Annotated in this window: 20 protein-coding genes and 2 pseudogenes; 3 read left to right on the top strand and 19 right to left on the bottom strand. The window is 50.4% G+C overall.

All coding sequences use genetic code 11. The features are described from left to right. Positions 1 to 723 carry a response regulator transcription factor gene (locus EHV15_RS20480; RefSeq protein WP_128632831.1) on the top strand — a complete coding sequence of 241 codons (723 nt, stop codon included), beginning with the start codon at positions 1 to 3 and terminating at the stop codon, positions 721 to 723. A 28-nt stretch (positions 724 to 751) separates the two neighbouring features. Here the strand turns inward: EHV15_RS20480 and EHV15_RS20475 are convergent, their stop codons facing one another. The 8 genes and pseudogenes from EHV15_RS20475 to EHV15_RS20445 form a co-directional block, all read right to left on the bottom strand. Continuing rightward, positions 752 to 1,792 carry an aliphatic sulfonate ABC transporter substrate-binding protein gene (locus EHV15_RS20475; protein ID WP_178075910.1) on the bottom strand — a complete coding sequence of 347 codons (1,041 nt, stop codon included), beginning with the start codon at positions 1,790 to 1,792 and terminating at the stop codon, positions 752 to 754. A 13-nt stretch (positions 1,793 to 1,805) separates the two neighbouring features. Next, the gene (locus EHV15_RS20470; protein WP_128632829.1) at positions 1,806 to 2,600 is read right to left on the bottom strand and encodes an ABC transporter ATP-binding protein; all 795 of its coding nucleotides are present in this window, start codon (positions 2,598 to 2,600) and stop codon (positions 1,806 to 1,808) included. After that, positions 2,597 to 3,424, bottom strand: a complete 828-nt coding sequence (locus EHV15_RS20465) for an ABC transporter permease (RefSeq protein WP_128632828.1) — start codon at positions 3,422 to 3,424, stop codon at positions 2,597 to 2,599. The genes EHV15_RS20470 and EHV15_RS20465 overlap by 4 nt, the downstream gene beginning before the upstream one ends. A 49-nt stretch (positions 3,425 to 3,473) precedes the next feature. Then, positions 3,474 to 4,934, bottom strand: coding sequence for a sulfatase family protein (locus tag EHV15_RS20460; protein ID WP_128632827.1), 1,461 nt, complete (start codon positions 4,932 to 4,934; stop codon positions 3,474 to 3,476). A gap of 577 nt (positions 4,935 to 5,511) precedes the next feature. Then, positions 5,512 to 6,003 (bottom strand): FadR/GntR family transcriptional regulator, encoded by a 492-nt coding sequence (locus EHV15_RS20455; RefSeq protein ID WP_246061705.1) that lies wholly within the window; start codon positions 6,001 to 6,003, stop codon positions 5,512 to 5,514. Positions 6,004 to 6,060: 57 nt separating this feature from the next. After that, positions 6,061 to 6,216 (bottom strand): annotated as a pseudogene (locus tag EHV15_RS38370) (FadR/GntR family transcriptional regulator); the annotation flags it as partial. Positions 6,217 to 6,317: 101 nt separating this feature from the next. Beyond that, positions 6,318 to 7,628 (bottom strand): MFS transporter, encoded by a 1,311-nt coding sequence (locus tag EHV15_RS20450; RefSeq protein ID WP_128632825.1) that lies wholly within the window; start codon positions 7,626 to 7,628, stop codon positions 6,318 to 6,320. Positions 7,629 to 7,645: 17 nt separating this feature from the next. After that, complete coding sequence (locus EHV15_RS20445; protein ID WP_128632824.1) at positions 7,646 to 9,133, bottom strand: sulfatase-like hydrolase/transferase; 1,488 nt, start codon at positions 9,131 to 9,133, stop codon at positions 7,646 to 7,648. 233 nt (positions 9,134 to 9,366) lie between these two features. Between EHV15_RS20445 and EHV15_RS20440 the strand changes: the two genes are divergently transcribed. Beyond that, positions 9,367 to 10,170: a MurR/RpiR family transcriptional regulator gene (locus tag EHV15_RS20440; RefSeq protein WP_178075909.1), complete on the top strand. Its 804-nt coding sequence runs from the start codon at positions 9,367 to 9,369 to the stop codon at positions 10,168 to 10,170. Positions 10,171 to 10,227: 57 nt separating this feature from the next. Here the strand turns inward: EHV15_RS20440 and EHV15_RS20435 are convergent, their stop codons facing one another. The 6 genes from EHV15_RS20435 to EHV15_RS20410 all read right to left on the bottom strand — a co-directional run bounded on the left by EHV15_RS20435 (position 10,228) and on the right by EHV15_RS20410 (position 18,090). Next, complete coding sequence (locus tag EHV15_RS20435; RefSeq protein WP_128632822.1) at positions 10,228 to 10,947, bottom strand: N-acetylmannosamine-6-phosphate 2-epimerase; 720 nt, start codon at positions 10,945 to 10,947, stop codon at positions 10,228 to 10,230. Positions 10,948 to 10,952: 5 nt separating this feature from the next. Beyond that, positions 10,953 to 12,521 (bottom strand): glucose-specific PTS transporter subunit IIBC, encoded by a 1,569-nt coding sequence (ptsG, locus tag EHV15_RS20430; protein ID WP_128632821.1) that lies wholly within the window; start codon positions 12,519 to 12,521, stop codon positions 10,953 to 10,955. A gap of 216 nt (positions 12,522 to 12,737) precedes the next feature. Beyond that, a complete protein-coding gene (gene pgmB / locus EHV15_RS20425) occupies positions 12,738 to 13,379 on the bottom strand; it encodes a beta-phosphoglucomutase (protein ID WP_128632820.1) in 642 nt (213 codons plus the stop codon). Between the two features lie 60 nt (positions 13,380 to 13,439). Beyond that, positions 13,440 to 15,146: a glycoside hydrolase family 3 protein gene (locus tag EHV15_RS20420; protein ID WP_128632819.1), complete on the bottom strand. Its 1,707-nt coding sequence runs from the start codon at positions 15,144 to 15,146 to the stop codon at positions 13,440 to 13,442. 49 nt (positions 15,147 to 15,195) lie between these two features. Continuing rightward, positions 15,196 to 16,650, bottom strand: a complete 1,455-nt coding sequence (locus tag EHV15_RS20415) for a sulfatase (RefSeq protein ID WP_128632818.1) — start codon at positions 16,648 to 16,650, stop codon at positions 15,196 to 15,198. Between the two features lie 69 nt (positions 16,651 to 16,719). Continuing rightward, positions 16,720 to 18,090 carry an MFS transporter gene (locus EHV15_RS20410; protein ID WP_128632817.1) on the bottom strand — a complete coding sequence of 457 codons (1,371 nt, stop codon included), beginning with the start codon at positions 18,088 to 18,090 and terminating at the stop codon, positions 16,720 to 16,722. Positions 18,091 to 18,672: 582 nt separating this feature from the next. Here EHV15_RS20410 and EHV15_RS20405 point away from each other — a divergent pair. Further along, a complete protein-coding gene (locus EHV15_RS20405) occupies positions 18,673 to 19,710 on the top strand; it encodes a LacI family DNA-binding transcriptional regulator (RefSeq protein ID WP_178075908.1) in 1,038 nt (345 codons plus the stop codon). Between the two features lie 16 nt (positions 19,711 to 19,726). Here the strand turns inward: EHV15_RS20405 and EHV15_RS20400 are convergent. The 5 genes and pseudogenes from EHV15_RS20400 to EHV15_RS20380 all read right to left on the bottom strand — a co-directional run bounded on the left by EHV15_RS20400 (position 19,727) and on the right by EHV15_RS20380 (position 26,087). Next, positions 19,727 to 21,193, bottom strand: a pseudogene (locus EHV15_RS20400) (sulfatase family protein). A gap of 254 nt (positions 21,194 to 21,447) precedes the next feature. Next, positions 21,448 to 22,911 (bottom strand): sulfatase, encoded by a 1,464-nt coding sequence (locus tag EHV15_RS20395; protein WP_128632815.1) that lies wholly within the window; start codon positions 22,909 to 22,911, stop codon positions 21,448 to 21,450. 27 nt (positions 22,912 to 22,938) lie between these two features. Then, positions 22,939 to 23,790, bottom strand: a complete 852-nt coding sequence (locus tag EHV15_RS20390; protein ID WP_128632814.1) for a carbohydrate ABC transporter permease — start codon at positions 23,788 to 23,790, stop codon at positions 22,939 to 22,941. A gap of 37 nt (positions 23,791 to 23,827) precedes the next feature. After that, positions 23,828 to 24,718: a carbohydrate ABC transporter permease gene (locus EHV15_RS20385; RefSeq protein ID WP_051985538.1), complete on the bottom strand. Its 891-nt coding sequence runs from the start codon at positions 24,716 to 24,718 to the stop codon at positions 23,828 to 23,830. Positions 24,719 to 24,770: 52 nt separating this feature from the next. Further along, entirely contained in the window at positions 24,771 to 26,087 is a 1,317-nt protein-coding gene (locus EHV15_RS20380; RefSeq protein ID WP_128632812.1) for an ABC transporter substrate-binding protein, read from the bottom strand. Positions 26,088 to 26,236: the final 149 nt, after the last annotated feature.

Raw genomic sequence — 26,236 nt, 5'->3', positions numbered from 1 at the left:
ATGCAAAAGCAACCTATTCCAATACCCATTCGCGTTCTCGTCGTCGAGGATTTCGACATTTTGAACGAGCATTTCCGTTCGATGGTGGACACCGCGGAAGACATGAAGCTCGTCGGCCACGCCTTCAGCGGCAAAACCGCCTGCGATATGGTAGAGCAGCTTAAGCCGGATGTCGTGCTCATGGACATCGAGATGGATTTCAAGCACGACGGCATCCTCGCCGCCAAAAAAACGATTCAGGCGCATCCGGGCGTGCGGATCATTTTTTTGACCGTGCACGAGGACGATGAAACGGTGTTCAGCGCCTTCGATTCCGGGGCAGTGGATTATGTGCTGAAAACCGCGGTGGAACACGAGATCCTGGACAGCATCCGCATGGCCTACAACGGCTCGTCTCCGATCCGGCCGGAAATCGCTTATAAAATCAGAAACGAATTCAGGCGCATCCGCCATAACCAGGAATCGCTGCTGGATTCCATCAATATTTTATCCCAGTTGACCCCGACGGAAATGGAAATCATCGATTTGCTGCTGAAACACAAAAAGATCTCCGAAATCGCCGCCGAACGTCAAGTCGAAATGTCGACGATCAAATCGCAGATCAATATTTTGCTCAAAAAATTCAACAAGTCCCGGACGAAGGAAATCGTCAACCTGATCAACGAGATGGGAGCCGTTCCGTTCTTCCGCCAAGTAAACAAAGGGGACAGGGCCGCCCGCTAAGGCGCCCTGTCCCCGTTTGCTGCGGAGCTTATTTTTTCACGGCATTCAGGAAAGTATCTTTGCTTACGAATTGGTCGGCGGGAACCACTTCCGTCATTTTGCCGTTGTCGACGAACAATTTCTCAAGGTTTTCAAACCAGGTATACACCGTGTTGTCCTCGAAATTTTTGGCCATCTCCTCCGTCGTCAACCACTCTGTTGTGTCGATCTGCATGCTTAACGAATCTTCCGGCACTTGCGTAAATTCGCCGGTGAGCTTGACCGTTTCTTCCATGTTGGCGATGCGATAATCGTTCGCCTTGGAAAACGCGCTCAAAAACTTCTCCACCAAATCGGGATGCTCCTCCAAAAACGCCGGCCTTACCACCCAGCTTTGCGGGAATACATAATCCGGGAAAAACGCCTCGTTATTGCCCAGCACTTTGATGTTTTCTTTCCCTACCTGTTTTTCGATTTCCGCCGTATAGGGAGACCAAATCGCGACAGCGTCGACCTTTTTGGACACGAAGGCGGATACGGCTCCGGCCACATCCATATTCATGATATTAACGTCTTCGGGCTTAAGCGAGGCCTTCTTAAGTCCGAGGTTCAAGATCATTTCGCCGGACGTTCCTTTCGGCACGCCGACCGTTTTTCCTTTCAGATCCGCCCAGCTTTCGATGCCGGAATCGGCTCTGGTCAGCACGGCGTCTCCCGTATTCAAGCTGTCCACGGCGATGATCTTGCCTTGTCCCTGGGCGGCGAGGAACGTCGCTCCGGGGCCGATATACGCGATGTCGATTTCGCCCGATGCCATCGCCTGAAACTCCGGCGGACCGCTCAAGAACTTCACCGCGTTGACTTTAATTCCCGCTTCTTCGAAGAAGCCTTTCTCTTCGCCCAGCACGATCGGCGTTGCGCCGTGCATGTCCGGCATATAGGCTACATTGATCGTGGGCGTCTCGCCCGATTTTGCCGGCGCTTGGCTTTCCGTGTCCTTTCCTGTCACCGCCTGACCGGAAGAACAGGCGGAGGAGATCAGCGTCAGACCGAGCATCGATGCCATCATTAAAACGCTTACTTTTTTCATAGGTGAATCCCCCTTATTTTTTGACATCCATATATTCTTTGTAAACCTTTGACCAAATCTCGTTTTTGATCTCGACGAAGCGGTCCGACAATTTGGTTTCCTGCGTCCGCGGGTACGGAATGTCGACATCGATCATTTCCTTGATCCGGCCCGGCCTTGCGCTCATAATAATGACGCGCTGCGCCAGAATAACCGCCTCTTCCACGTCGTGCGTGATAAAAAAGATAGTGCGCTTTTCCTTCTCCCACGTTTTCAGAAGTTCCTCCTGCAGCTGCGCCCGCGTCTGCGCATCCAGGGCACCGAACGGTTCGTCCATCAGCAGCACTTCAGGTTCCACGGCATAAGCTCTGGCAATCGCCACCCGTTGCTTCATGCCCCCCGACAGTTCCTTCGGATAGGCGTTGGCAAAGTCTTTCAGTCCCACCAGCTCCAGATACTTTTCGGCTCGCTCTCTGCGCTCCTTGGCCCCCAAGCCTCTAAGCTTCAAGCCGAATTCCACATTTTTCAGCACGGTTTTCCAGGGAAACAAGGCGTATTGCTGGAAGACGACTCCCCGTTCCTTGCCCGGACCGGTAACGATCCGGTTCTCTACCTTTACGGTGCCGGTCGTTGCGTTTTCAAGCCCGGCGATAATGTTAAGCAGCGTCGTTTTGCCGCAGCCGCTGGGCCCGACGACGCAGACGAACTCGTTTTGGCCGATCGCAAGCTGCGTGTTTTGCAGGGCGGTGACAGGGCCGGATCGCCCCTGATAAACTTTGGACAGATTTTCGATTTCGATTTTCGGTGTCTTTTCCGCGATCGCGCTCATGATTTTCTCAACTCCTGCCAACCCGTTAGTTTTTTCTCCAGGAACAAAACGCCTTTGTCCATGGCCAGCCCGATGATCCCGATGATGATAATGCCCAGGATGATAATGTCCATGCGGAAGTATAAGCCCGCTTCCATGATCATGTTGCCGATTCCCTTGTTCGCTCCGGTTAGTTCCGCCGCAACCAGCGTCGTCCAGGCGCTGGCCAACCCTAAGCGCACGCCGACCAGAATATAGGGGAACGAGGCGGGGACCACCACTTCGAAGAAAATGTCTTTGTCACCCGCGCCCAGCACTTTCGCCGCCTTGATCAGCGTCGGATCCACACTCACGACGCCCTGAAAGATCGAAATCACCATGACGAGGAAGGTCGCGACGAAAATGATCGACAGCTTCGCCCCCTCGCCCACGCCCTGAACGACAATGACCAGCGGAATCAGCGCGATCGGGGGAATCGTGCGGAAAAACTGAATCCACGGCTCGACGATCATGCGGACCGGCTTGTACCAACCCATCAGGAAAGCGACAGGGATGGCCGCCGCCAGTCCCAGCACAAACCCGCCCAGAACCCGAAACAGACTGGCATAAATATTGGTCCACAGCCTGCCGCTGGATGACTCCTGTATGAAGGTCTTCACGATCGTAACCGGGTCGGATACGATCGCCCCGACCGACGGAACTCTGGAGATGAGCGCCCAGAAGGCGATCCCGACGGCGAAGGACAACAGGATGATCACACTGCCCGGAATTTGGCTCCAGGTCTTCTGGGGGGGCCCCGCTTGGCGGACGGCCTGGCTTTCGATTTTGGTTGTTTTTGTCGTCATATCGAACAAACCTTTCTATACTGTTCTCGTATGGCCGAAGTTTATGCCTCTATGCCGAGCCGTAAGCCGACTCCAGCGTTTCATGCGAATATTTTGCCGCGAGCTCCTTGGCATCTTCGTAGTACCCTTCGTCATGCAGCCGCTTGATCCACTGGTTCACGGTGACATATTTGAACGGTCCGGTCCGGATCACCTTTTGCAGCGGATCGGTCTTTGCCCCCGGTTTCCCCGTATGCTCATGCAGCCAGTTCATCAGGCGATGATCCATCTCCCGGACGACCTCCGGATGCTCGCCGGCGACATTCGTCGTCTGATACGGGTCGTTTTCCATATCGTAAAGCGCCACAGGATCGTAGCGGTAAAGCCCTTCGTGATAGGTGCGCATATAGTACCACTTTTTGTCCCGGACCGCTCTCTGGCAAGCGTACAAGGCGTGGTCCATCACCAGATGGTCCCGCCCCTGCCAGGCTTCGCCCTTCAAAGCGGAGAGGAACGACTTGCCGTCCCAGCCTTCCGGCACCGGCAAACCGGCCATGTCGGTGATCGTGGCGATCACGTCCACATTGTAGGCGAGCCCGTCCGCGATTGTGCCGGGTTTCGTCACGCCGGGCGCCTTGATGATCAGCGGGATATGGTGAACCGATTCCGAGGCGTTCGCGTGCTCCATGTAGATGCCATGCTCGCCAAACGATTCGGCGTGATCCGCGCTGATGACGAAGCATACCTCATCCTCGATCCCCATCTCGCGCAGCGTCTCCATGATCTCCCCGATGCAGCGGTCCATGTAGCTGATGCCGCCGTCGTAGCCGTCGATCAGCCGGATGAAATCCTCCCGGTCCCGGATTCGCTCGGGCATCGTCTCCGGTATGCGGCTTGCCGTATGAAGAAGAGCTGCCGAACGCGGAAACCGGTCCGCCTGGTGCTTTTCGATCGTTGCGGCATCGGGAAACGCTTTGGCCGGGACCTCCTTCCACTGATCCGCATATTCCTTCGGATACGTGTACATCGTATGCGGGTCCCAATACTGGATGTGGAGGAAAAAGTTCTCCTCGTGCGCATGCGCCTTGATCCAGGGGATAACGGCCGCATTCACCTCGTGCGCGTCTTCGTTGCCTTCTTTCAGCGAATGGGTGTGCACCTCGTTCCAGCCGGCGAAATACCACCAGGCATGATGACGGTCGCCGAAGGAGGAAAACGTCACCGTCTTATACCCGGCCTCGCGCAAATAACGCGTAAAAAACGGAACCGTCCGGCTGTGGCCGTCCCCGTCGGGATAATCAAAATCGCAGCCCGGCCCCCAGTGGGTCAGCGCTCCGTGGTTGATGCCGAAGCGTCCCGACATAAAGCTGGCCCGCGAAGGCACGCAAGGCGACGACGCGGTGTAGCAGCCGTTAAAACGGGCTCCCTCCGCCGCGATCCGATCGATATGCGGCGTCGTATTTCTTTCGTATCCGTAGCACCCCATATGGTCGGGCCGGAGCGAATCGATATCAAAATAAATAATTCTCACCCGTGTTCCCCCCGTTCGTTTTTGAGAGCAGCGCTTTCTTCAATTTTTATTGAATGCGCTTTCAATAAGAATTATAAAGACCCGCCGCGGATAAAATAAGTTTGAACTTTTTTCAAACCTTTTTTCGGCCGAGCCGGTCGCTTAACTTATAACTCACCGGCCCTACTCTGACCATTAATTGCAAATCATACAACTAACTTTATATCCATTTACCTAATCATTCGTTTAATTGTATTTCATACATCTATTTCCTCGTATTTTTGCCTTTTCTTCAAAAGATGGCGGAGTTATTGCAGGTTTTACACTTAAACAAGCGCTGTGGCAGCATTTGCGGATAAGTAACTGTACATTTTGCAACTATTCCATTCAACAATAGACCAAGAAAGCTGGAATAGGAAGCAAGGGCGCTCGGGTGGGCGATCGCTTTACTACAACTACTGGATCTAATCCATGAAGTCACCTCGAAAACCGAATAGGCCTGGGTCGCCCCATCCGTGAGGATAGTTTGACACCCAGGCCCTTCCCCGAACCAGACGTCCGCCTTTCGGCGGATCCGGCTCTCCATCGTTTTACAATATTAGCTTTGCGTCGGATCATTCATTTCATCAAAGTATTTTACGCCCCACAACAGATGGTTTTCCATTTTTGTGAGCGCAGACGGCAAATCCCTTTTTTTGATGCTGCGGAAAATATCCATATGCTCTTGATGGCTAATTTCCATGCTTCTGCGGCGCCAGCCCTTGCTTGTGATATCGCCCCAAAGCTCATGGACTAAACTTTGCATCATGATTAATATACGGTTTCCCGCCATTTCGGCTAACAATTGTTCAAAGGCAAAGTGCCTGCTGTACTTTGTTGAATTTTTTTCATCTGCGGAATCTTGCTCAACCGAGGTTAAGTAAGATTCAATTTTGTCCAGCATGATGGGCGTTGCCCTTTTGATGGCCAGCCGAATAATTTCCAGCTCGATAGCCACTCTTGTTTCCATGATTTCTTCAACAAGGATCCGTTTACTATAAAGTTGTCCCTGGATCGGAAGCAGAAGCGATGCCAAATTAATTTCCTTCACGTAACATCCCGATCCTTGCCGAACCTCGATGATCCCTAAGGCCTTCAACCCGCTTAACGCTTCGCGAACCGTACCTCTCCCCACGCCAAAATGTTCCGACAATTCCCGTTCGGTGGGAAGTTTATCTCCGCTCTTATAATCTTTTTGTAAGATAAAATTGTATAAGATCTTCGAAAACGGAACCTTTTCTGAACCGGAAACATGTTCAGCCATGTTGTTCTCCCATTAATAATATTTTCATAATAATGCAAGTATAACATCTTACCATTAATGAGGGAATAGGAGTGGCTATTAAGCGCTTACAACAAGGGCCCCTATAATTTAAATCTCTCTATTCTGCCTACGATCAGCAAATAACATAAAATTGCCGCCAGAGCATGGATGCCTACATAGACAAGCGCTAAATTAAAGGACCCCGTTCCTTGAATAATGTATCCGATTACAATTGGCGTGATAATTCCTGCAATATTTCCAAACGTATTTAACAAACCTCCGCTGATGCCAAGCGCCTCTTTGGGGGCAACATCGGAAACCACACACCAGCCAAGCGCGCCGAATCCTTTTCCAAAAAACGCTAAAGACATCAGAAAAATAACAAGGCCTTCCGAGTTCACATAATTACAGCCGATGATCGTCATGGACATCAACATACCCGCTATGATAGGAACCTTTCTGGCTACGGTTAAAGAACATCCTTTCTTAAGCAAGTAATCCGAAAAGATTCCGCTTAATATACTCGCCGCAAAACCGCAAAGTGCCGGTAAGGAAGCGACAAAACCCGCTTTCAGAATGGACATGCCGCGATCTTTTACCAAGTAAATCGGAAACCAGGTCAGGAAAAAATAAGTCATCACATTAATGCAATATTGCCCGAAAAAAATCCCCATCATCATCCGGTTTTTTAGCAGTTTTCGAATATAAGGCCATTTTGATTCTTTGTTCTCCAAGGTCGCTTTGGTATCCAAATCAACCATGGCTCCCCCTTGCTCGATATATTCCAGCTCGGCCTTGTTGATGCGCGGATGATCTTTTGGACTATAGATCGACTTCAGCCAAACCATACTTAACACGATTCCAAGCGTTCCCATAAGGATGAAATTGCTTTTCCAACCATAGGTTTGCGTAACATACGCCATAAGAGGGGAAAAGATAACGGTTGCTCCATACTGGGCTGAAGAAAAAATCGAAGCTGCCGTTCCCCTTTCTTTCGTGGGAAACCAGGAAGCCGTGATCCGGCTATTGGCAGGATAGGCCGGCGCCTCCGCTAGCCCGGTTAAAAACCTTAAAATAAAAAGGGTCACAATCAACGCAGCGCCTACAAGAAATCCAACGAATCCTTGAAAAAGAGTAAAAAGCGACCAGAAGAAAATACTAAGGAAATAGATTTTTTTGGATCCAAAACGATCAAGCAGCCATCCGCCCGGAATTTGGGCACCGACATAAGCCCATGAAAAAGCTGAAAATATATAACCTAAAGCGACTGCACTGATTCCAAGTTCATTTTGCATGGATGGAGCGCCGATGGAGATGGCTGCCCGGTCAGCGTAATTTAGAGATGAAACTATAAATAACATGAGTATGATCGTCCAGCGAACATGGCTTCTTTTGACTTGAAGATTCTTCATTTTAAACCTCCCGCTTATTATCGAATTCCACGCTGCAACAGTAAATCGCGGTTGCTTAAAATACCGCAGTTGTCTTGAACGGGTTTATATTCGAATGATTTGGACGGTTTTCCTATCAGTTTTCCGTCTTCCAACCACTCAACATCATTGCCATATAAATGCGATATTAAAATATCCGTCAGTTCTTCTTTTACGTTCTTATACTGGGCGTTTCCGGATAGATCCACCATTTCTTGGGGATCATGGACCATATCAAACAACTGAAACTGATTCCCGACAGCGTAGTAAATGAGTTTAAATTGTTCTGTGCGGATCATCCTCGTAGCCCGGTCATCTTCCCAAAGCTCTCCGTAGACGTACTCTCTCTTGTTATTTTTATTTAGCAAGGATATTCCTTCCACCGTTTCCGGTATTGGGAGATTGCACATATCAAGCAATGTTGGCATAATATCTTTCAATTCCACCAAACGGTCATCGGTTGTATTAAATCCCCAGTCTCCATGATCTATGGTAGGCACGATAATTAAAGGAACTTTAGCGGCATCTTCATAAAAGAGATTTTTTCCCCATAAGTTGTGATTGCCCAGCATCTCTCCATGATCGGATGTAATGACAATGATCGTGTTGTCGAGAACTTTCTCATCTCGAAGTGTCCCTATGATCGACCTAATGGAATAATCAATATGGGTACAGGATGCATAAAACCCCTTTCTGGCTTGCCGAAGTAAATTTTCCGTTTTAATGTCGTATAGACTGCTGTAATACTTCACAGGATACGGGACGGCTTCCGAATCCTTCGCCCAATCGCCGATATAGGGGCTCTCAACATCCACATCATTGTACATATCCATAAAAACTTGGGGAGGAACAACCGGCGGATGCGGTGCCGTGAACCCACAGTACCAAAAAGCAGGCTTCGTCGGATCTCTGCGGATAATTTGCTCGCACATTTGCCTGGATGTCCAGCTCGTCTGGTGCAACTCCTCCGGCAAGTGCCATGGTCTCGTTATATAATTATTGTTTGACATGCCATGGGCAAAATCCAATCCTGCGTATCCCTTCCTGTTGATAAACCTTGTGTAATCATCCTCCCTCATCTCATGGGGAAAGTTAACCTTTCTCCCTTCTTCATTTAAAATGACATCATCGAATCCGATCCGCGCTCTTTGCGGATACACATGCAATTTTCCGACGGCATACGTTTGATAGCCGTTGTTTTTAAAAGCTTCGGGAAGCGTAGGAACCTCCGGCATTTTTAGAAATTCGTTAAACGTCCTATCCCCATGTGTTCTTGAACTTGTTCCTGTCATGATCTCCCGCCGGGCCGGAATACAAACCGGCGTTGGACTGTATGCGTTACCAAAAATCACCCCGACTTTGGCCAACTCATCAAGTGTAGGCGAAAAAAAGTCGTCTCTGCCTTGACTTCCCATTAAACTTCCCGGCCACTGATCCACCGTGATCAATAAAACATTTTTCTTTCTATTACTGTTGTTTTCTCTCACTTTATGTCCTCCTCCAAAATCTAACCGCAAAATTTCAAGCCAATAAATATAACATCAACCGTGAACAATCACCCCCTTTGAATTTGTATGATAAATTTATATATTGGTATGATGAATTTAATTATATATGATCTTTTCGGATGCTTCAATCCTTTTTATTCTCTTTTGTTTTCACGGAAACATACTGTTAAAATGGATAATATACCATCCTAATGGAAATGAGGCTTTTTGTGATGTCGACCAGTGTCATTGACATACTGCAGCTTGAATATCAACGATTTTCAGCCAAGGAAAAAGAGATTGCCGATTACGTCATACGCAATCGGCAATCCATTAACAATATCAATATTAAGGATTTGGCCTCGTATACAAATACTTCAACGTCAACAATTACCCGTTTTTGCAAGAAAGTAGGCTGCGACACGTTTGTCGACTTCAAAATTCTGCTGAACCGGGAAGCCCAAAAGCCTCGTAATGATACGGATATTTTTATCAAAACGCAAAATCTGTACAATGATATCGTAAATGCGACAGCCGAAATGCTGGATACCGAAAGAATTGAAGAGGTTGTTGAGCTGATTAAGGAATCCCGCAGAATCTATGTTTACGGACTGGGCAGCTCCGGCCTCTCCGCCCTGGAATTTAAATACAGACTAACCCGGATGAATCTCGTGGTCGATGCTGTAACGGATTCACATATGATGACGATGAGCGCCTCCCTTCTCGGGAAAGATGATGTTGTGATTGGATTGTCCAACTCGGGACGTACGACAGAGGTAAGTCATGCTTTGAATCAGGCCAGAAAAAGAGGCGCCAAAGTCATCGGAATCACCAACTTTGACCATACCCCCCTCTCCGAAGTTTCGGATATTTGTCTATTTACTCCGGATATTGGACGATCGGGAGATGTGAATTTCATCAACAGCCAACTTGCCATCATTTATATTTTGGACGTTATGTCTCTTCTCTTGCTTGAAGACGAAAATTTACTGAAAGCACGGCGGCAGACGCTGCAGGCGTTGTATTCAGCGGAATAAAAACGAGCGAGTATTGGCAGACATCCGGCCGCCGATACTCGCTCTTTTGCAAAAATATTATTTTGTGGAGGATTCCGGATGCTTTAATTTTGCAATCTCCGATACAAAACGTTCCGTAATCTGCTGCGGACGGGTGATGGCTCCGCCAACGACAACACAATATACTCCTGCTTTCAGGCAGCTTGCCGCCATCTCCGGCGTCATGATGTTTCCTTCCGCCACAACCGGAGTCTTCACATGGGACACGATATCTTTTAATATGGCAAAATCATGATCGTACAGTTTACTTCCGGCTGTCTCCTCTGTATACCCGACTAAAGTCGAAGATATCAAATCAAAACCAAGTTGTTCCGCATACACCGCTTCAGCTGTTGTCGAGATGTCTGCCATCAACAGAAGCCCCGGATATTTACTGCGGATCTCGCCGACAAACTCCTTTAATGTCTTGCCGTCCGGTCTTGGACGGAGCGTTGCATCCAAGGCCACGACCTCCGCCTGAACTTCGGCTAATTCGTCTATTTCACGCATCGTCGGGGTGATGAACACCGGATTGGTTCCATAGTTTCTTTTTACAATTCCAATGACGGGCAGATCAACCTGCTCTTTAATTTCTTTGATATCCGTTGCCGTGTTGGCCCGAATCCCAATGGCCCCGCCTTCTTTGGCCGCTGCCGCCATTCTGCCCATGATATACGGACTGTGAAGGGGTTCATGCTCCAATGCCTGACACGATACAACGAGACCGCCTTTTAATCCCAGTCTTTCCAAGTCATTCATTGCCATTACTCCGTTTCCAAATATTCTTCAATTTCATTCTTGATTACCGTGACCTGAGGTCCGTAAATCACCTGCACTCCGTTCCCGACAAATACAACACCTTTAGCTCCTGTAGCTTTAAATGCGTCCTTTTGCACCTTATCCTTATCGATGACCGAAACCCGCAGCCGCGTAGCGCAGCAATCCAGGTCCGTAATATTTTCCGTACCGCCAAGCGCGTTCAATATGGCGGCCGATCTGGATTCTCCGGGCGGCGATGAAGTACCGCTGTTACCTGGAGCTGCTGCCTCCGAATCAGCCACTGCTTCATCTTCACGCCCTAACGTTTTCAAATTCAGTTTAACGATCAAAATCCGGAACGTGAAATAATACAGAAGGAACCATATTACACCGATGATCGGCACCAGTATCCAGTTGGTTTTCTCATTGCCCTGCAGCATTCCGAACAGGATAAAGTCAATCAATCCGCCGGAGAACGTCTGGCCGATGGTAATTTCGAAAATATGCGCCAGCATAAAAGCAAACCCGTCAAATGCGGCATGAATCACGTACAGGATGGGAGCTACAAACAAGAAAGAGAATTCCAAAGGCTCTGTAATCCCTGTTAAAAATGAAGTGAGCGCGGCAGACAACATCAATCCGCCAACCACTTTTTTACGTTCAGGCTTAGCCGTATGATAAATGGCCAGTGCTGCACCCAATAAACCGAACATCATCGTGATAAAACGTCCTGACATGAATCTGGATGTCCCGATAAAGTATTTCCCGGTAGCGGGATCGCCCAATTGCGCAAAAAAGATATTCTGCGTTCCTTCGTATACTTTGCCCGCTACTTCCATGGTTCCTCCCAAACCGGTTTGCCAGAATGGAAGGTAGAAAATATGATGCAGCCCCAGAGGCCCAAGCATGCGCAAGAAAAATCCGTAAAACAGCGTTCCGATATAACCGGTTTTGTCGACCAGACTGCCTAGGCTAGCTATACCGATTTGGATTGTCGGCCAGACCAAAAATAAGGCAATGCCGATGAAGATGGCCGCAAAGGACGAAACGATCGGAATAAACCGGGAACCTCCGAAAAAGCCAAGAAACTGGGGAAGCTCTATTTTGTTGTACCGGTTATGCAGCCACGCCGTGACCAATCCGACAACAATTCCTCCCAGAACCCCTGTCTGTAAGGTTTGAATTCCCAGCACCATGCCCTGTCCCGCACCTGCCAGGTTGTCCGCGGCAAGCTTCCCGGTATTGATCAACATCGCATGGATCGAGGCATTCATAACCAGGTAGGACAGACCCGCTGCCAAACCCGCTGTTCCTTTATCCGCTCTTGCCATCCCCACGGCAACGCCGATGGCGAAGATCAAGGCGAGATTATCGAACACAATGCTTCCGGCACTGCTCATCACGGTAAAAATCTGCTGCAGCCAGGTGATTTGCAGAAGCGGATACGAGCTAATCGTATTTGGATTCGATAATGCGCCGCCGATGCCTAACAAAAGACCGGCAGCTGGCAGTACCGCAATGGGAAGCATGAAGGACTTGCCGAATTTTTGCGCCTTCTCAAAGTATCGTTTCATGAGGAACCACCTTTCTAAATTTATTTTCATTATCATAATAATTATGAAAATAATTTTCGTCAAGAAAAATATAAATCGCTTTCATGATGTGTAAGATATTACCTTACTCGAATCTTGTAATCCCGAAAAAGCAAAAAGCTCCTAAATCGCCGCGAGAGCGAATTAAGAGCTAAGGAAAGCTGGTGGCCCATGCAATTTAAACTAAATGATCTCCATTTACAAAATAAGCAACAACTCTTCGATCTTCGTCAATGAATAATTCGCTTCTTGGCAGTTTCGCGCCTCGCCGATGGCCGCAGCTGCCATGCCGCCGCGTTTGGCCGCGTAGACTCCGGCCTCCGCGTCTTCAACGACAAGGCAGTCTTCGGGCGGAACGCCGAGCTTGCCGGCCGCTAGCAGAAACACCTCCGGGTCCGGTTTGCTGTTCTTGATCCCGTTTCCGTCCGCCACCGCGTCGAAATAACCGGACAAGCCGATCCGCTCCAAAATGACTGGTGTATTTTTGCTGGACGAGCCGATGGCGACTTTGTAGCCCCGCTCGCGAAGGGCGGACAAGGTCTCCGCCACTCCCGGCAGCATATCGCCATCGGTCAGATCACCCAGCAGAGTGCGGTAAACTTCGTTTTTCCTTTCGGCCAGCTTCAGCTTCTCCACCGGCGTATAACGCCTGCTTGCTTTTTCCAGGATAATCTCCAAACTTTCCATGCGGCTGACGCCGCGCAGCCGGTGGTTGATTTGCTCGTTAAATTCGATCCCCTCCTGCCAGGCCAACTGGGACCATGCCAAAAAGTGATAACGATCCGTCGAGACGATCACCCCGTCCAGATCAAAAATAACCGCCTGATACCGCCGATCCATGCCACTCTCTCCCTTCCGATCCGCTTTCTCTCTTGATCCCCGCAGGCTTACCTGCCGCAATTACAGCTTGGCGTCCCACAGGCCGCAGAAGGCATCAACCGGGCTCGTCCCTTTGAACTCCGACCGGCCCATCAGCTTGTCGATCAGCGCCTGCAGCACGTTGTCGTTTGAATTGTAGGCATTGATAAAGGTCTTCACCCGCGGTACGTCCAACAGATGGTACGGGTTTTCGATCGAAATGAACAAAGTCGGAATGGAAGTCATAAAGGCCGGGACGTTGGCCCCCATCGGCTGCTTCCATTCGATGCGTACGACCGTTTGGTTGCTTTTGGTCACCATATTGGCGAGATAGATAATCAGATCATACTTACCGAGCACTTCGCTTTGCGACGACATCATGCCTTCAAACCCGGGATTCACCTCGAACGTGGTCACCTCAAACCCTTCGTTCTTCAGCTTCTCCTTGAACAGCTCGGCGGCCCCGACGCGCGCGCTGTACGCCACTCCCTGTTGGGATTCGATATCATAAAACAGGACGCGCTTGTATTTGTCCGGATGAATCGGCAGCACTCCGTTCTCTTCTTTGACGAGGGTTACCGCCTTGTCCGCGCACTCGACCGACCATTGCCGGTGTTCCTCCGCGCCCAACACCTTGAGCGCCTCCTCCAGCTTGGGCGCGAGCGTGCCCTCCGCTTGTTTGCGGTGCAGTTTCAACGCCGCTTTCAGCCCCAGAATCCGGGTCAACGCTTCATTCAGGCGCTCCTCGGTGATGATGCCGTCTTCGATGCCCTGCTTCATATAGCCGAAATCTTCCTCCAAGCTGCGGCAGAATAGGAACATATCGCAGCCTGCGGCGATCGCCCGCGGAACGGCTTGCGACCGCGGCATCGAAATCATCATCCCCGCCATCGTCGAAGCATCCGTCACCACCAGGCCGTTAAAGCCGAGTTGCTCTTTAAGCAGCTTCGTCACCAATTCATAGGACAAGGAAGCCGGCAAAATCTCGTGATCCTTGAGCGCCGGATTCAGCTTGCGGCTGTAGGCCGGCTGCAGGATATGACCGACCATCACCGTCATCGCGCCTTCCTCGATGCAGGCTTTGTAGACAGCGCCGTAGGTGGCGTCCCAATCCTCACAGGACAAGGAATTGATGCTTTCCACTAAATGCTGGTCCCGCTCATCGACCCCGTCGCCCGGAAAGTGCTTGATCGAAGCCGCGACACCGCTTTGCTGCACGCCTTTGACATACTGGATGCCCATGCGGCGGACCCGCTCCGGATCGGAGCCAAACGTCCGCGTATTGGTAATCGGGTTGCGGAAGTTGTAATCGATGTCGATGATCGGCGCAAACGCCCAGTTGCAGCCCACCGCCGCGCCTTCGCGGCCGCAGACGACGCCGAGCTTGTAGGCCATTTTGTCGTCATCGGTGGCGGCCACCTGCATGACCGATCCGATGGTGGTGCCTTCTTCGGCGATGCCGGAACCGCCCTTCTCCAAATTGGCCGCGATCAGCATCGGAATTTTGGCGTTCTGCTGCAGCGTCTGGACTGTATTTACGATATCGCGCGCAGCCATGGGGCGGCACATCAGCCCCCCGGCCTTGTAATCCGCCGCCAGCCGCTTTAAGTATTCTTCTTCATCGGAATAACCGACCAGGCAAAACAGCTGCCCGACCTTCTCGTCCAGCGTCATGCCGGCGATCGTCCGCTCTACCCAAGCAATGTCTTCAGCGGATAAATTAAACGGTTTGGCTTTTAAATCGACCATGTTTCTCAGCTCCTCAGAAAATAAAATTTTCATGCACCTGCCCGCCGGGCTATATTCCTAACCGTACATACTGTTCGGACGGCGCTTCGTTCGCCTCCATTCGCTCCTTGAGCAGGCCGATCATTTTTTGCTCCAGTTCCGGATCCTGAATCGGCTGCTGCTGCAAAGGATCTGCCTCCGTATCGAACAGAAGTGTGCCGAAGGAATGCCAATGCCTGGAACCGGATGCTTTGATTTTCAGCGTCTGCACCCCTTTGGTAAACGAAAAAGGCTCCTGAAGGCTTATCTCTTTCAACTCCTCAACCGAAAACCGGCTGCGCATATGCGTAGGCATAAGCGTATAGTTGTATAGCGGCGTATTGTCCTTGGACACCGGCGCCCGCATATAAACGTAACGTCCATCGGTCACATTCACGTGCCCACCGTGGATCCCGTACAATGCCGCCTCCCGGATCGGCCGGTCCTGATCGATCGTATCCTTCAGATCCTGCCCCTGCATATCCGGCGGAACATCCAGACCAAAGTACTTCAGCAGCGTCGGAGCCATGTCGATCATCTGCACCAAGCTGTTCCTCCGCTCCCCTCGCTTCTGACTGCGCGGGTCCCAAATAAACAACGGCATATGCGCGATCTCATGGTAAAAAGGCATGATCGATTTGGCCCACCAGTCATGTTCTCCCAGCAAATAGCCGTGATCGGTGTTGACGATCAGCATCGTGTCCTTCCACAGATCAAGTTCATCCATGGTATCCAGCACTTTGCCCAAATAATGATCGCACATGCTAAGCAACGCTGCATACTCGTACCGTACGTGATCGATTTCTTCTTTCGTCTCCCGCACCGGGCCGTAAGGCGGCCAATCGAAATGTTTGCCGTTGTACTCGTGCGGATACAAATCACGGTACTTTTGCGGAGCAAAAAACGGCTCATGCGGGTCAAAGGTTTCAATTTGCAGGAACCAGCGATCCTGGCCGGAGTTTTGCCGGATAAACTCCAGGCCTTTTTCCATCGTCTGCGCCTGCGGAAAATCCTTTTCTTCGCGAATGTACTTCCGGTTAACCCAGTCCTGCCGGACTAAATCGTGCTGCATCCCGATCATATCCGGCATTTCCGGATCGGCCACCTCGCCTTTCCAGGGATCGCCTTCCTGCCCGCGAATCAGTTCGTACGAACTGTAACGGGGGTGGTATGTGCCTCCTCCGTCTTCCCAATAGTGCTGATGGTCAGTCACCATGTGGGAATATACGCCGTTATTTTTCAAGAGCTCCGGCATCGAATCGTCGAACGGCTCCATCGGCCCCCAGCTGCGGTGAAGAAAATTGTGCCTTCCCGTGTGCAGCTCCCGCCGCGCCGGCATACAAGGCATACTGCCGACATAAGCGTGGTCGAAAATCACGGTTTTCTCGGCCAATCTTTGGAAATTGGGGGCATGCACCCAATCGCATCCGTAAGGGGGAAGCATTCTCCGATTTAACGTGTCAAACATAAGCATAATGGCTTTCACTACAAAATCCTCTCCTTCCAAAATAAATGCGTGATATCTATATATTTAAGTTTGTTGGACCAACGGATCTTAGACGGTTACCCCGGAAGCAGGAGCCTCAGGATGATCCGATGGGGACGTCTTAAAAACCTCCGGTGGAATATGATAAAACTTCAGCGCGATCATCGTGCCGATGTAAGCGATCAGCGGCACGCCTGCAAACAGATAAAGAATCGTCCGCAGCACCTCGGGATTTTGCGCCTGCCCGGCCACATACCCGACGGCACCGAGGATAAACCCCGCCAGCACGCCGCCGATCGCCGAGCCTAATTTATTAACGAATACGCAGGATGAGGTTACGGTTCCAGCTCCCTGAATGCCCGTTTTCCAATTTCCGTACTGCACGCAATCCGGAATCATCGCCCATACGATCGCTCCGGCGAAAGGTCCCAATACCGTCTTTACGACCGTGGCGATAAATAACAGCGTAACGTTCTCATACGGAGTCAATAGGATAACTACGGTCGGGACAACGGAAACGAGGCTGCCGTACAGAAACACGTTTTTCTTACCGATCTTTCTCGCGATATACGGCATTAAGGCATACATGGGCACGGACAAAATAAGCCCCCACAAGGAAATTTGCGAATATAAGCTGACGTCGTTTACGTTATACTGCCAGAAATAGACGGCAACCGAAGCATTCGTCGTCGTGGCAACCAAATTCAAAAACATGGAGAACATCAAAACCAGCAACGGTTTGTTTTGGGATACCAAGTGCAACTGGGTTTTCAGCGGCGGATGCAAATGTCCGTTATTTCCATCGCTTAAGGTATCATAACGTTTAGTACCGCTTGCACAAATCCAGTAAGAGAATAGAGAGATGATTCCAAGGAGGATGGCCGTAATCAGCCAACCCTGTTGACCTTTTCCGAAAAAAGCGACCATCGGCAGTACCGCCGCGTTAACCAGGATTTGGGCCGGCAGCGCCATAAACTGCTTGGCGGTGGCAATGGCGGTCGTTTGGTTCGGATCCTTGCTCATCACCGCCGTCAAGGAATGGAACGGGACGTTCACAAGGGATGATATCAGCGAGTAGGATAAATAAGTGAATGCGGCATAAACGATTTTGCCCGACAGGCTAAGATCAGGAGCCGTAAATAACAGAATCGTGACGGCGGCTAGCAAGGGAGCTCCAAAAATCAGATAAGGGCGATATTTCCCCCATTTCGTTCTCGTACGATCGGAGAGTATTCCTATCATCGGATCGAAAATGGCATCAAGCAGCCTGACACCTAAAAACAGCGATCCGACGGCGGCCGGTGAAACACCGAAAACATCGGTGTAAAAATACATCAAGAAAGACAACTGAAGATAAAACAGGATATTGGAACCGAACCCGCCCAATGAATATTGAAAAATATTCCCTTTGCTGGCTGTTTGCGGTTTTGCTGTATTCATCGTTTTAACCCCCAAATTTTGGATAGGAATACATTCGTTTCAGTGTTGCCGATTATCCGCTTCGCAATGCGCTTTATGCCGCATCCGGTTTATAGAAGCGCTTCCACATTGGGCTGAACACCTCCTTTCTTTCACACCTGCTATACCGCTAATTTTCCCCAACACCTCCTTAAAGCAGGCGTTTCGCGACCTGACGTCAATATAGAAGCGCTTCCACATCAAAAATAACAAAACACTGTCAAATAAACGTTTCGCTATTTCCCGAGCTTCCGTTTTCGGGCCATACCTCATTTCAGCCTGCACACAATGTAGAAGCGCTTCCACACTTGCTAAACCTCTTTAGAATTAATCTGTTTACCCGATTAACCAACATGTTTCGTAAAGCGCTTTCCCAGATTATACATTGGAACCGCCTTCTTTTCAATCCAAAAATCGTTGCCAAAATAAGTTTTTTTCGAAAAGGTATCGAATTGACTTGGTTTCGTCCAATATGTTAAGTTAATTTCGAGAAGCGCTACCACATATTTAGTATGGTTCTATTTCTTAAAATACATGCAGGCTTGCATTGCGGGGATATTCTGTATGAAAGTGTCAATATATGATGTAGCCCATTTAGCCGGAGTTTCCATCTCCACGGTCTCCCGGGTGCTGAACCGAAGCGGTTATGTGAGCAGCAAAACCGAAAAAAAAGTCAGCGACGCGATGAACAAACTGAACTTCGTTCCCAATGGCGTCGCCCAAAATTTGGCCAATAGCGAAACTAAATTAATCGGCCTGTATTTTTCATTGCCTCCTGATTCTAGCCGCTCCTTGTTCAGCACCTATGTTCTGGAGTTCATCAATGGAGTTAACTCCGTTTTGGTTCAGCACGGTTTTCACCTTCTCTTTATCAATGAAACGAACGAGACCGACCGGATTTTATCGAATCAAACTCCCCCGCAATATTACGCTTTTATCAAGCAGAAGCGGATTGACGGGCTCATTTTGGGAAGCACCCCCGTTGTATGTTCATCCTTGCTTGAGCTGCTTACCTTAAAGCTGCCCGTTGTCTATATCGGAGAGAAGCTCTTTGAGCAGGCCGGAATGAACGTTTATGCGCGTTATAAGCAGTATCACCGCGAGGTATTGGACTATTTTTACGAACGCAACCATAGGCGAATTGCCGTGCTTACGATGGAAACGGCTCCGATAAAACCGGTAATCCGCGATTTTGAAGCAGAGAAGAACGGCGATGATTTGATGATTAAGCACTTTACCTATACCAATGATTTAATATCCTATCTGGAATTGATAAAAACGATCTTTTCGCAACAAGGCGACAAGCCGACCGCCTTGCTTCTCGACGATGTATCCAAAACTCAGCAGACGATAAATTTTCTCAATAATCTGGGTCTTGATGTGCCGAACGATGTTTCCCTCATCACCATCGAACACAACAAAAACGACGGGAACCAATACGTTCCCGCCGTAACCAGCGTTTATGTGCCCGCGTATCAAATGGCTGTCGAAGCGGCCACACTGCTGTTCGAATATATCCAAGGCAAGCAGGAGACCAACCGCGAGATTATTGTCACTTCTACGATCATCGAACGGAATTCCGTGAAGACATTAACTCTATGATAACGGATTCCCCATCCTAATCCTGCTGAAATTCCCGCGGATGCCGTTTCTTTAGTTCGGGGATGGCGTCGGCGCGGCCCGTGCGTTCCAAATGATTGACGTAATAGGGAAGGTGGCCTTTCGCATGATAAGGGCCGCCTTCTTGAATGACGGTCCATAACGGGTCGACATCATAGGTCATCGATGCCATCATATCGTCATGCTAATCGTTTAGCCGATAGACGGCCTGCATGCAGACCTCCGGATGCTCAGGTGCCACGTCCTGCTGCTCGAACGGATCCGACTTCAGGTTATACAGCATTTCTTTCGGGAACAAATGATAACCGTCGTGATACGTCCTCATGTACAGCCAATCCCCGAAACGAACGCTGCGTTGGCAGACATGAACGCATTGGGACAAGACCAGATAATCTCTTCCGCAGTCCGTTCCCGCGGTTAAAGCGGGCGCATAACTTCGGCCGTCCCAGGTCGGGGAAGGTTCCTTGTCAAGTAGTTCGGCGATGGTCGGCAAGAAGTCCAGATGATAGTGCAAACCTTCATCGACGTTCGGCTGGGTTACTCCCGGCCAACGAATGATCATCGGGATGCGGCATGTGCCTTGATCCGCCGTGGCATGTTCACCGTAAATGCCGAGTTGGCCCTGGTTCTCGCCGTGATCCGCGGAGATAATGATGACCAGTTCCTCCATCACGCCCTTGCGGCCAAGCGCGTCCATTAGCTGCCCGATGTGTGAATCGACGTAGCGGATTCCGCAGTCGTAGCCGTCGATCATTTGCCGCAAGCCCTCCATGTCGAGAAATTCGCCAGGTTGGCGCGGCCATTTGGGGTTCGTCTGATTGTCGAACATATTGATTTCCCGCGGGCTATGCGGCCCTACTTTCTTCAGGTGCCGTTCCAGCATCTCCTCCGTCATCCAATCCGGCAGCGGTTCGCCGGCGAACGGGTTCCCGAATTCCTCCGGCGCCCGGTAAGGCGTATGGGGGTCCCAATAATTGACATACAGAAACCAATTGTCGTCTTGCGAATTGCGGTCAATCCAGTCCAGCACGCTTGGCGTCACTTCCTCCGCCGACTCCATGCCGCTTTGGCCCGAATTGTGGATTTCCGAGAAACCCGCATAGAAGGTCCATTGCGAATGTCTTTCTCCGAAAGGGCTGAACAGCACGGTCTTCATGCCCGCTGATCTAAGGAATCCCGGGAGACTTTCGGTCGTCAGCAAATCGCGAAATTGACGGGGCTCCCCTTCCCTCCGGAAGTCCGCCGCCGTTCCCCCATGGCCCACGAGTCCCGAATGGATGCCGAAACGGCCGGACATGAACGCGGCGCGTGAAGGCGCGCACGGAGCGTCGGATGTGTAATAATTGGTGAACCGGACGCCTTGTTTCGCGATACGGTCGATATTCGGGGACGTATTTCTGGGGTACCCGTAGCATCCCAAATGGTCGGGCGACGTCGAATCGAGATCCAAAAACAAGATACGCATCTTATGACTCGCTCCTTCATCAATGGATTTATATATGTTGAACTAATCATTGTACGGAATGGGGCAGCCGTGTGAAATGTTCTTACGATCGCTGTTGTTCGCGGATTTCTTTTATTAAGTAGATTCAGATACTGTAGAAATCCGCTCACAAAGGCGACCACTGCCGTTTCTTCAGAATCATTTCACACTTTTGCCTAACCCCCGACTTTTTTTAGTTCAACTTATTTAGATAATAAATGATGGCGGCGCTTGATCTATAAACCTAGCCTTTCATACTGCTCGGGCGGGGCTTCGTTCGCCTCCATGTTTTTCTTCAACAATTCAATCATCGCTTGTTCCAAATCCTTGTCCTGAATGGGGTGCTCCTGCCGGGGGTCCTGCTGCAAATCGAACAACAGGGTGCCGAACGCATGGGCCCGATTGTAGAGGCCGACACCTTGAACTTTCAGCGTTGGGACGCCCTTCGTGAACGTAAACGGCGGATGGAGTTCCGAGGCCCGCAGTTCCTCCACGGAAAAGCGGCTGCGCATATGTGTGGGCATCAATGTATAGTTGTATAGCGGCATGTTCGTCTCGGTCACCGGGGCGCGCATATAGACGTAGCGCCCGTCCGTCACATTCACGTGTCCGCCGTGCATGCCGAAGATCGCGGAATCGCGGACAGGCCGATCGCTCGCAATCGTGGCTTCGAGGTTTTTCCCTTGCATGTCCTTCGGCACGCGGGCCCCGAAGTAGTTGAGCAGCGTAGGAGCCAAATCGATCGTCTGCACAAGACTTTGCCTGCGCTCGCCCTGCTTCCCGCTGCGGGGATCCCAGATGAACATCGGCATATGCGCGATCTCATCGTAATAGGGCATCACCGATTTGGCCCACCAATCGTGTTCGCCGAGCAGAAACCCGTGATCTGTATTCACGATCAGCAAGGTGTCCTTCCACATGTCGAATTCATCCATGACGTCCAGCACTTTCCCCAAGTAGTGATCGCACATGCTGAGCAACGCCGCATATTCGTACCGCAGATGCTCCACTTCCTCCTCCGTTTCGGTGACCGGCCCGTATGGCGGCCAATCGAAATGCTTGCCCGTGTAGTCGTGGGGATAGAGATCGCGATATTTTTGCGGAGCGTAGAACGGCTCGTGCGGATCGAACGTTTCGATCTGCAGAAACCAGCGATCCTCGTTCCGGTTCGTCCGCATGAATTCCAATCCGTTCTCCATCGTGCGGGCTTGCGGAAAATCCTGCTCTTCGCGAATATATTTACGGTTGATCCAATCATGGCGGACGAGCCGGCCCATCGCCTTCATCCCGATCGATTCGGGGTGTTCCGGGTCGGCGACCTCCCCTTTCCAAGGATCGCCTTCCTGGCCGCGAATCAGCTCGCACGAACTATATCGGGTATGATAGGTCGCACCGCCATCCTCCCAGTAATGCTGGTGATCGGTGACGAGATGGGTGTATACGCCGTTTTCGCTCAATAGTTCGGGCATCGAGTCGTCGAAAGGCTCGATCGGCCCCCAGCTGCGATGCAGGAAATTATGACGTCCCGTATGGAGTTCCCGCCGCGCGGGCATGCAAGGCATGCTCCCCACGTAGGCATGATCGAAAACGACGGTTTTCTCGGCCAACCTTTTGAAGTTTGGCGCGTGGACCCAATCGCATCCATAAGGGGGCAGCATGTGCCGATTTAACGTATCGAACATCAGCATGATTGCTTTCATCACATTTACCTCGCTTTCTTTCGTAATTTAACCTTTAACGCCGGACGAGACGATGCTGCCGACGAATTGTTTCTGGAACAACAGGAAGGCGGCGAGCATCGGCAACGACACCAGCACGGTGGCGGCCATCAGCAAGTTGTATTGAATCGTAAACTCTCCTTTGAACAGCGATAACGCCAATTGGATGGTCCGCATCGATTCCGTATTCGTAAAGATCAGCGGCTGGAAGAATTCATTCCAGACGGAAACGATTTTCAAAATGCCGAGTGTCGCCATCAATGGACCGCTTAACGGCAAGAAAATTCTCAGATAAGTTCCGAAATAACCCAACCCGTCCATATAACCCGCCTCATCCAAGTCTTTTGGAAACCCCGAGAAAAATTGTCTGGCCATAAAGATGCCGATCGACCCGGACAAAGCGGGAATGATCAAAGCGTAATACGTGTTCAGCCAGCCCGTTCCGCCCTGGCCCCAAATGTCGTTATTGCCGAACAGCGGAATGCTTTTCATAATGATGAACTGCGGAACCACAATCGACTGCGCGGGCACCATCATCCCGGCCAGCAAGCACACGAAGATGATCGTGCTGCCCCGAAAGCGGATTCTGGCAAACGTATACCCCGCTAGCGTGTTGAATAAGAGACTGCCGGCCGTCACGACCAGGGTGACGATCAAGGAATTTTTGAAATAAAGCCCCCATTTCCCGCTCTCCATCGCTTTCAGATAATTTTCGAAATGCCAATCGTGGGGCAGCAGGGAGAACGCTCCCGAAATGAGTTCATCGTTCCCCTTCAGCGAAGTAAAAATCATGACCACGACGGGAAATAAATTGAGCAGTGTAATCACGATCAAAAATACGTAGACTAGAATCTTTGCCATGCCGAGCTTCTTCAACGGTCTCTCTCCCTTCTTCCGTTCAGCTATCCAGCGTTTTCGTTCCGACTCTGTAGTTGATCAAAGTAATGACCAGCGTAATGACGAGCAAGAAAATGGAGAGCGCCGAAGCATATCCCATTTCATACTGCGCGAAAGAGGTATCCACAATGCTGTTGACGATCGTATTCGTCGCGTTCAGCGGCCCGCCTTTGGTCATCACGTAAACGTAATCGAAGACTTGGAACGAGCGGATCGTCGCGGTCACGAAAATGAAAAACGTCATCGGATTCAAGAGCGGCACGGTGATCCGGAAAAAAATGCGCAGTTTCGAAGCCCCGTCGATGCTGGCCGCCTCGTACAATTCCTGCGAGATCGATTGCAGACCCGCCAAGTATACGATCAACGCGTATCCGGTCCCGACCCAGATGCCGAGAATACTGATCGACATCAAGGCGTACTGCGCATCCCCCAGCCAATTGACCGGATTCAGATGCAGCCCTTTCAACACGGCATTAAACGGACCGCTCTGAAAGTCATACAAGTAGAGCCATGTCATGGATACCGCGACCCCGGAGATGACGCTCGGCAAATACAACCCCGCACGGAAAAAAGAAAGCCCTTTAATTTTCGAATTCAACAAAACGGCCAGAACCAAACCGAGCGCCATCTGCGGCAGGACCGACACGATCCAAAACACAAACGTATTTTTGACGGCGCCCATAAACAATTGATCTTCCAGCATCCGTTCGTAATTGGACAACCCCACCCAATGGCCGGGGGACAAGATGCTGTAGTTGGTGAAACTTAAATAGATGACGCATAAAAGGGGAACAAAAATAAAAATGAAGTAGATGAGCACGTTGGGCAATATCAATAGATAGGGCGTTAGTTTTCTTCTCCAGGTCGCGTTCATGCGTTTTCCCCTTTCCATTAAAGGCCCCCTGAGCATAACAGCAGCACATAGGGGCCCCGGAATTCGCTTTTTACTTTTTGGCGCTTTCTTGCCGGGCCGCTTCCGCGGCATCCTTCATCGCTTGCTCCGGCGATTTTTTCCCGAAGAAGGCTTCTTCCAAGCCGATCCGCAGGTACTTGACGATCGTATTCCAGTTGGCCGAAGGCAAATAGCTGCTGGCGTCGTTCATCGATTCAAAAATGACTTCATTGGCCGGATCCAGTTTCACGAATTCATCTTTGAGCGATTTCAGCGGCGGGATGTAGCCGGATGCTTTGGAGAACGGCAGCATTTCTTCCGGCGAGAACATAAATTTCAGGAATTCCCAAGCTTCTTGCGGGTGTTCGGTTTTCTTGGCCATGGTCATGAACGTTCCCAGCATCAGCGAGGTTTGCTCGCCGTTTGGCCCTTTAGGCGGCAGGGAATACCCGAGATTCTCCGCGCCGATCGACTTGCTTAATTGCGTCAACGAATAGGAGCTGGCAAAAGACATGGCCGCCAAATTGTTTTGGAACAAGGTTCCCGTTACGTTCACATCCGTTTGGAACACGATATCTTTATCTTTCACGAGTTCCATGACCTGCTCCAGAACCTTAATCGACTCCGGCGAATCAAATGTCGGATTGCCTGTCTCGTCATACAAGTTCAAGCCGTTAAGCAGCAGCAAGCTTAAGAACGATTGCTCCGAATTTGCATTGTTGACGGTGCTCGTCGTGATATCGAGACCGGAGCGCACGGCTTTTCCGTTCTCTTTTTTGGCCAGCTTCTTGGCGAATTCAAACAATTCGGCATAAGTCTTTGGCGGTTGTTCGGGATCAAGTCCTGCTTCCCGGAAATAGTCCTTTCTCCAAACAAACGGACGGATCTCGGGAATCAGCAGGCCGTACAGTCCGCCGTTCCATTCCCCGGCTTTCAGGATGTCCGGAAAGAAATCGTCTTTGCCGGACCAACTGTCATTTTGGATCAAGGTGTTCAAATCCATATAATTGCCCTGGTCGACCGTCGAGATCAATTGCCCGAATCCGAGCCCGTGGACGTCCGGCTGAATGCCGCCGGCGTAGGCCACCGATAATTTTTGGAAGTAATCGGAGAAAGGGATGGTCGTGATTTCCACCTTAATGTTCTCATGCGTTTTCTCGAAGTCGGCGCCGATTTGCTTATACACCGCGTCGAGTTCCGGCGTATTGATCGGTACCCATACCTTCAACGTCACCTGCTCCCCCGCGGCGTTTCCCCCTTTGCTTCCGCTTGTTTCCGCGTTTCCGCCGCCAGACGAACACGCGGAGACCAACAGGACGAGTGTGGCCATGAATAACGATAGAAAAGCTTTTCCCCTTTTTTGCAACATCGGATCTTCCCCCCGATTTTAAATTTGATCCGCCGATCGAAGCGGCTGATCTTGGCTTTGAATATAATCTGCCCGAATCAAAAAAAATAGCGTGCATTTTTGATCCGATGATCATCATTTGCACGCCAGCCCAAATGGTCTTTCTTTCG

Source organism: Paenibacillus oralis, from assembly GCF_003863965.1.
GTDB lineage: Bacteria > Bacillota > Bacilli > Paenibacillales > Paenibacillaceae > Fontibacillus > Fontibacillus oralis.
Note: the sequence above shows the minus strand (reverse complement) of the source record. Positions and strands in the feature narration are given on the sequence as shown.

Excerpts from the sequence above, each read along its gene's own strand:
- EHV15_RS20475 (WP_178075910.1), bottom strand. The coding sequence starts at position 1,792 with ATGAAAAAAGTAAGCGTTTTAATGATGGCATCGATGCTCGGTCTGACG.
- EHV15_RS20420 (WP_128632819.1), bottom strand. The coding sequence starts at position 15,146 with ATGGTCGATTTAAAAGCCAAACCGTTTAATTTATCCGCTGAAGACATT.
- EHV15_RS20450 (WP_128632825.1), bottom strand. The coding sequence starts at position 7,628 with ATGAAGAATCTTCAAGTCAAAAGAAGCCATGTTCGCTGGACGATCATA.
- EHV15_RS20440 (WP_178075909.1), top strand. The coding sequence starts at position 9,367 with ATGTCGACCAGTGTCATTGACATACTGCAGCTTGAATATCAACGATTT.
- EHV15_RS20380 (WP_128632812.1), bottom strand. The coding sequence starts at position 26,087 with ATGTTGCAAAAAAGGGGAAAAGCTTTTCTATCGTTATTCATGGCCACA.
- EHV15_RS20390 (WP_128632814.1), bottom strand. The coding sequence starts at position 23,790 with ATGGCAAAGATTCTAGTCTACGTATTTTTGATCGTGATTACACTGCTC.
- EHV15_RS20410 (WP_128632817.1), bottom strand. The coding sequence starts at position 18,090 with ATGAATACAGCAAAACCGCAAACAGCCAGCAAAGGGAATATTTTTCAA.
- EHV15_RS20465 (WP_128632828.1), bottom strand. The coding sequence starts at position 3,424 with ATGACGACAAAAACAACCAAAATCGAAAGCCAGGCCGTCCGCCAAGCG.
- EHV15_RS20405 (WP_178075908.1), top strand. The coding sequence starts at position 18,673 with ATGAAAGTGTCAATATATGATGTAGCCCATTTAGCCGGAGTTTCCATC.
- pgmB (WP_128632820.1), bottom strand. The coding sequence starts at position 13,379 with ATGGATCGGCGGTATCAGGCGGTTATTTTTGATCTGGACGGGGTGATC.
- EHV15_RS20385 (WP_051985538.1), bottom strand. The coding sequence starts at position 24,718 with ATGGAAAGGGGAAAACGCATGAACGCGACCTGGAGAAGAAAACTAACG.
- EHV15_RS20395 (WP_128632815.1), bottom strand. The coding sequence starts at position 22,911 with ATGAAAGCAATCATGCTGATGTTCGATACGTTAAATCGGCACATGCTG.
- EHV15_RS20470 (WP_128632829.1), bottom strand. The coding sequence starts at position 2,600 with ATGAGCGCGATCGCGGAAAAGACACCGAAAATCGAAATCGAAAATCTG.
- EHV15_RS20480 (WP_128632831.1), top strand. The coding sequence starts at position 1 with ATGCAAAAGCAACCTATTCCAATACCCATTCGCGTTCTCGTCGTCGAG.
- EHV15_RS20435 (WP_128632822.1), bottom strand. The coding sequence starts at position 10,947 with ATGAATGACTTGGAAAGACTGGGATTAAAAGGCGGTCTCGTTGTATCG.
- ptsG (WP_128632821.1), bottom strand. The coding sequence starts at position 12,521 with ATGAAACGATACTTTGAGAAGGCGCAAAAATTCGGCAAGTCCTTCATG.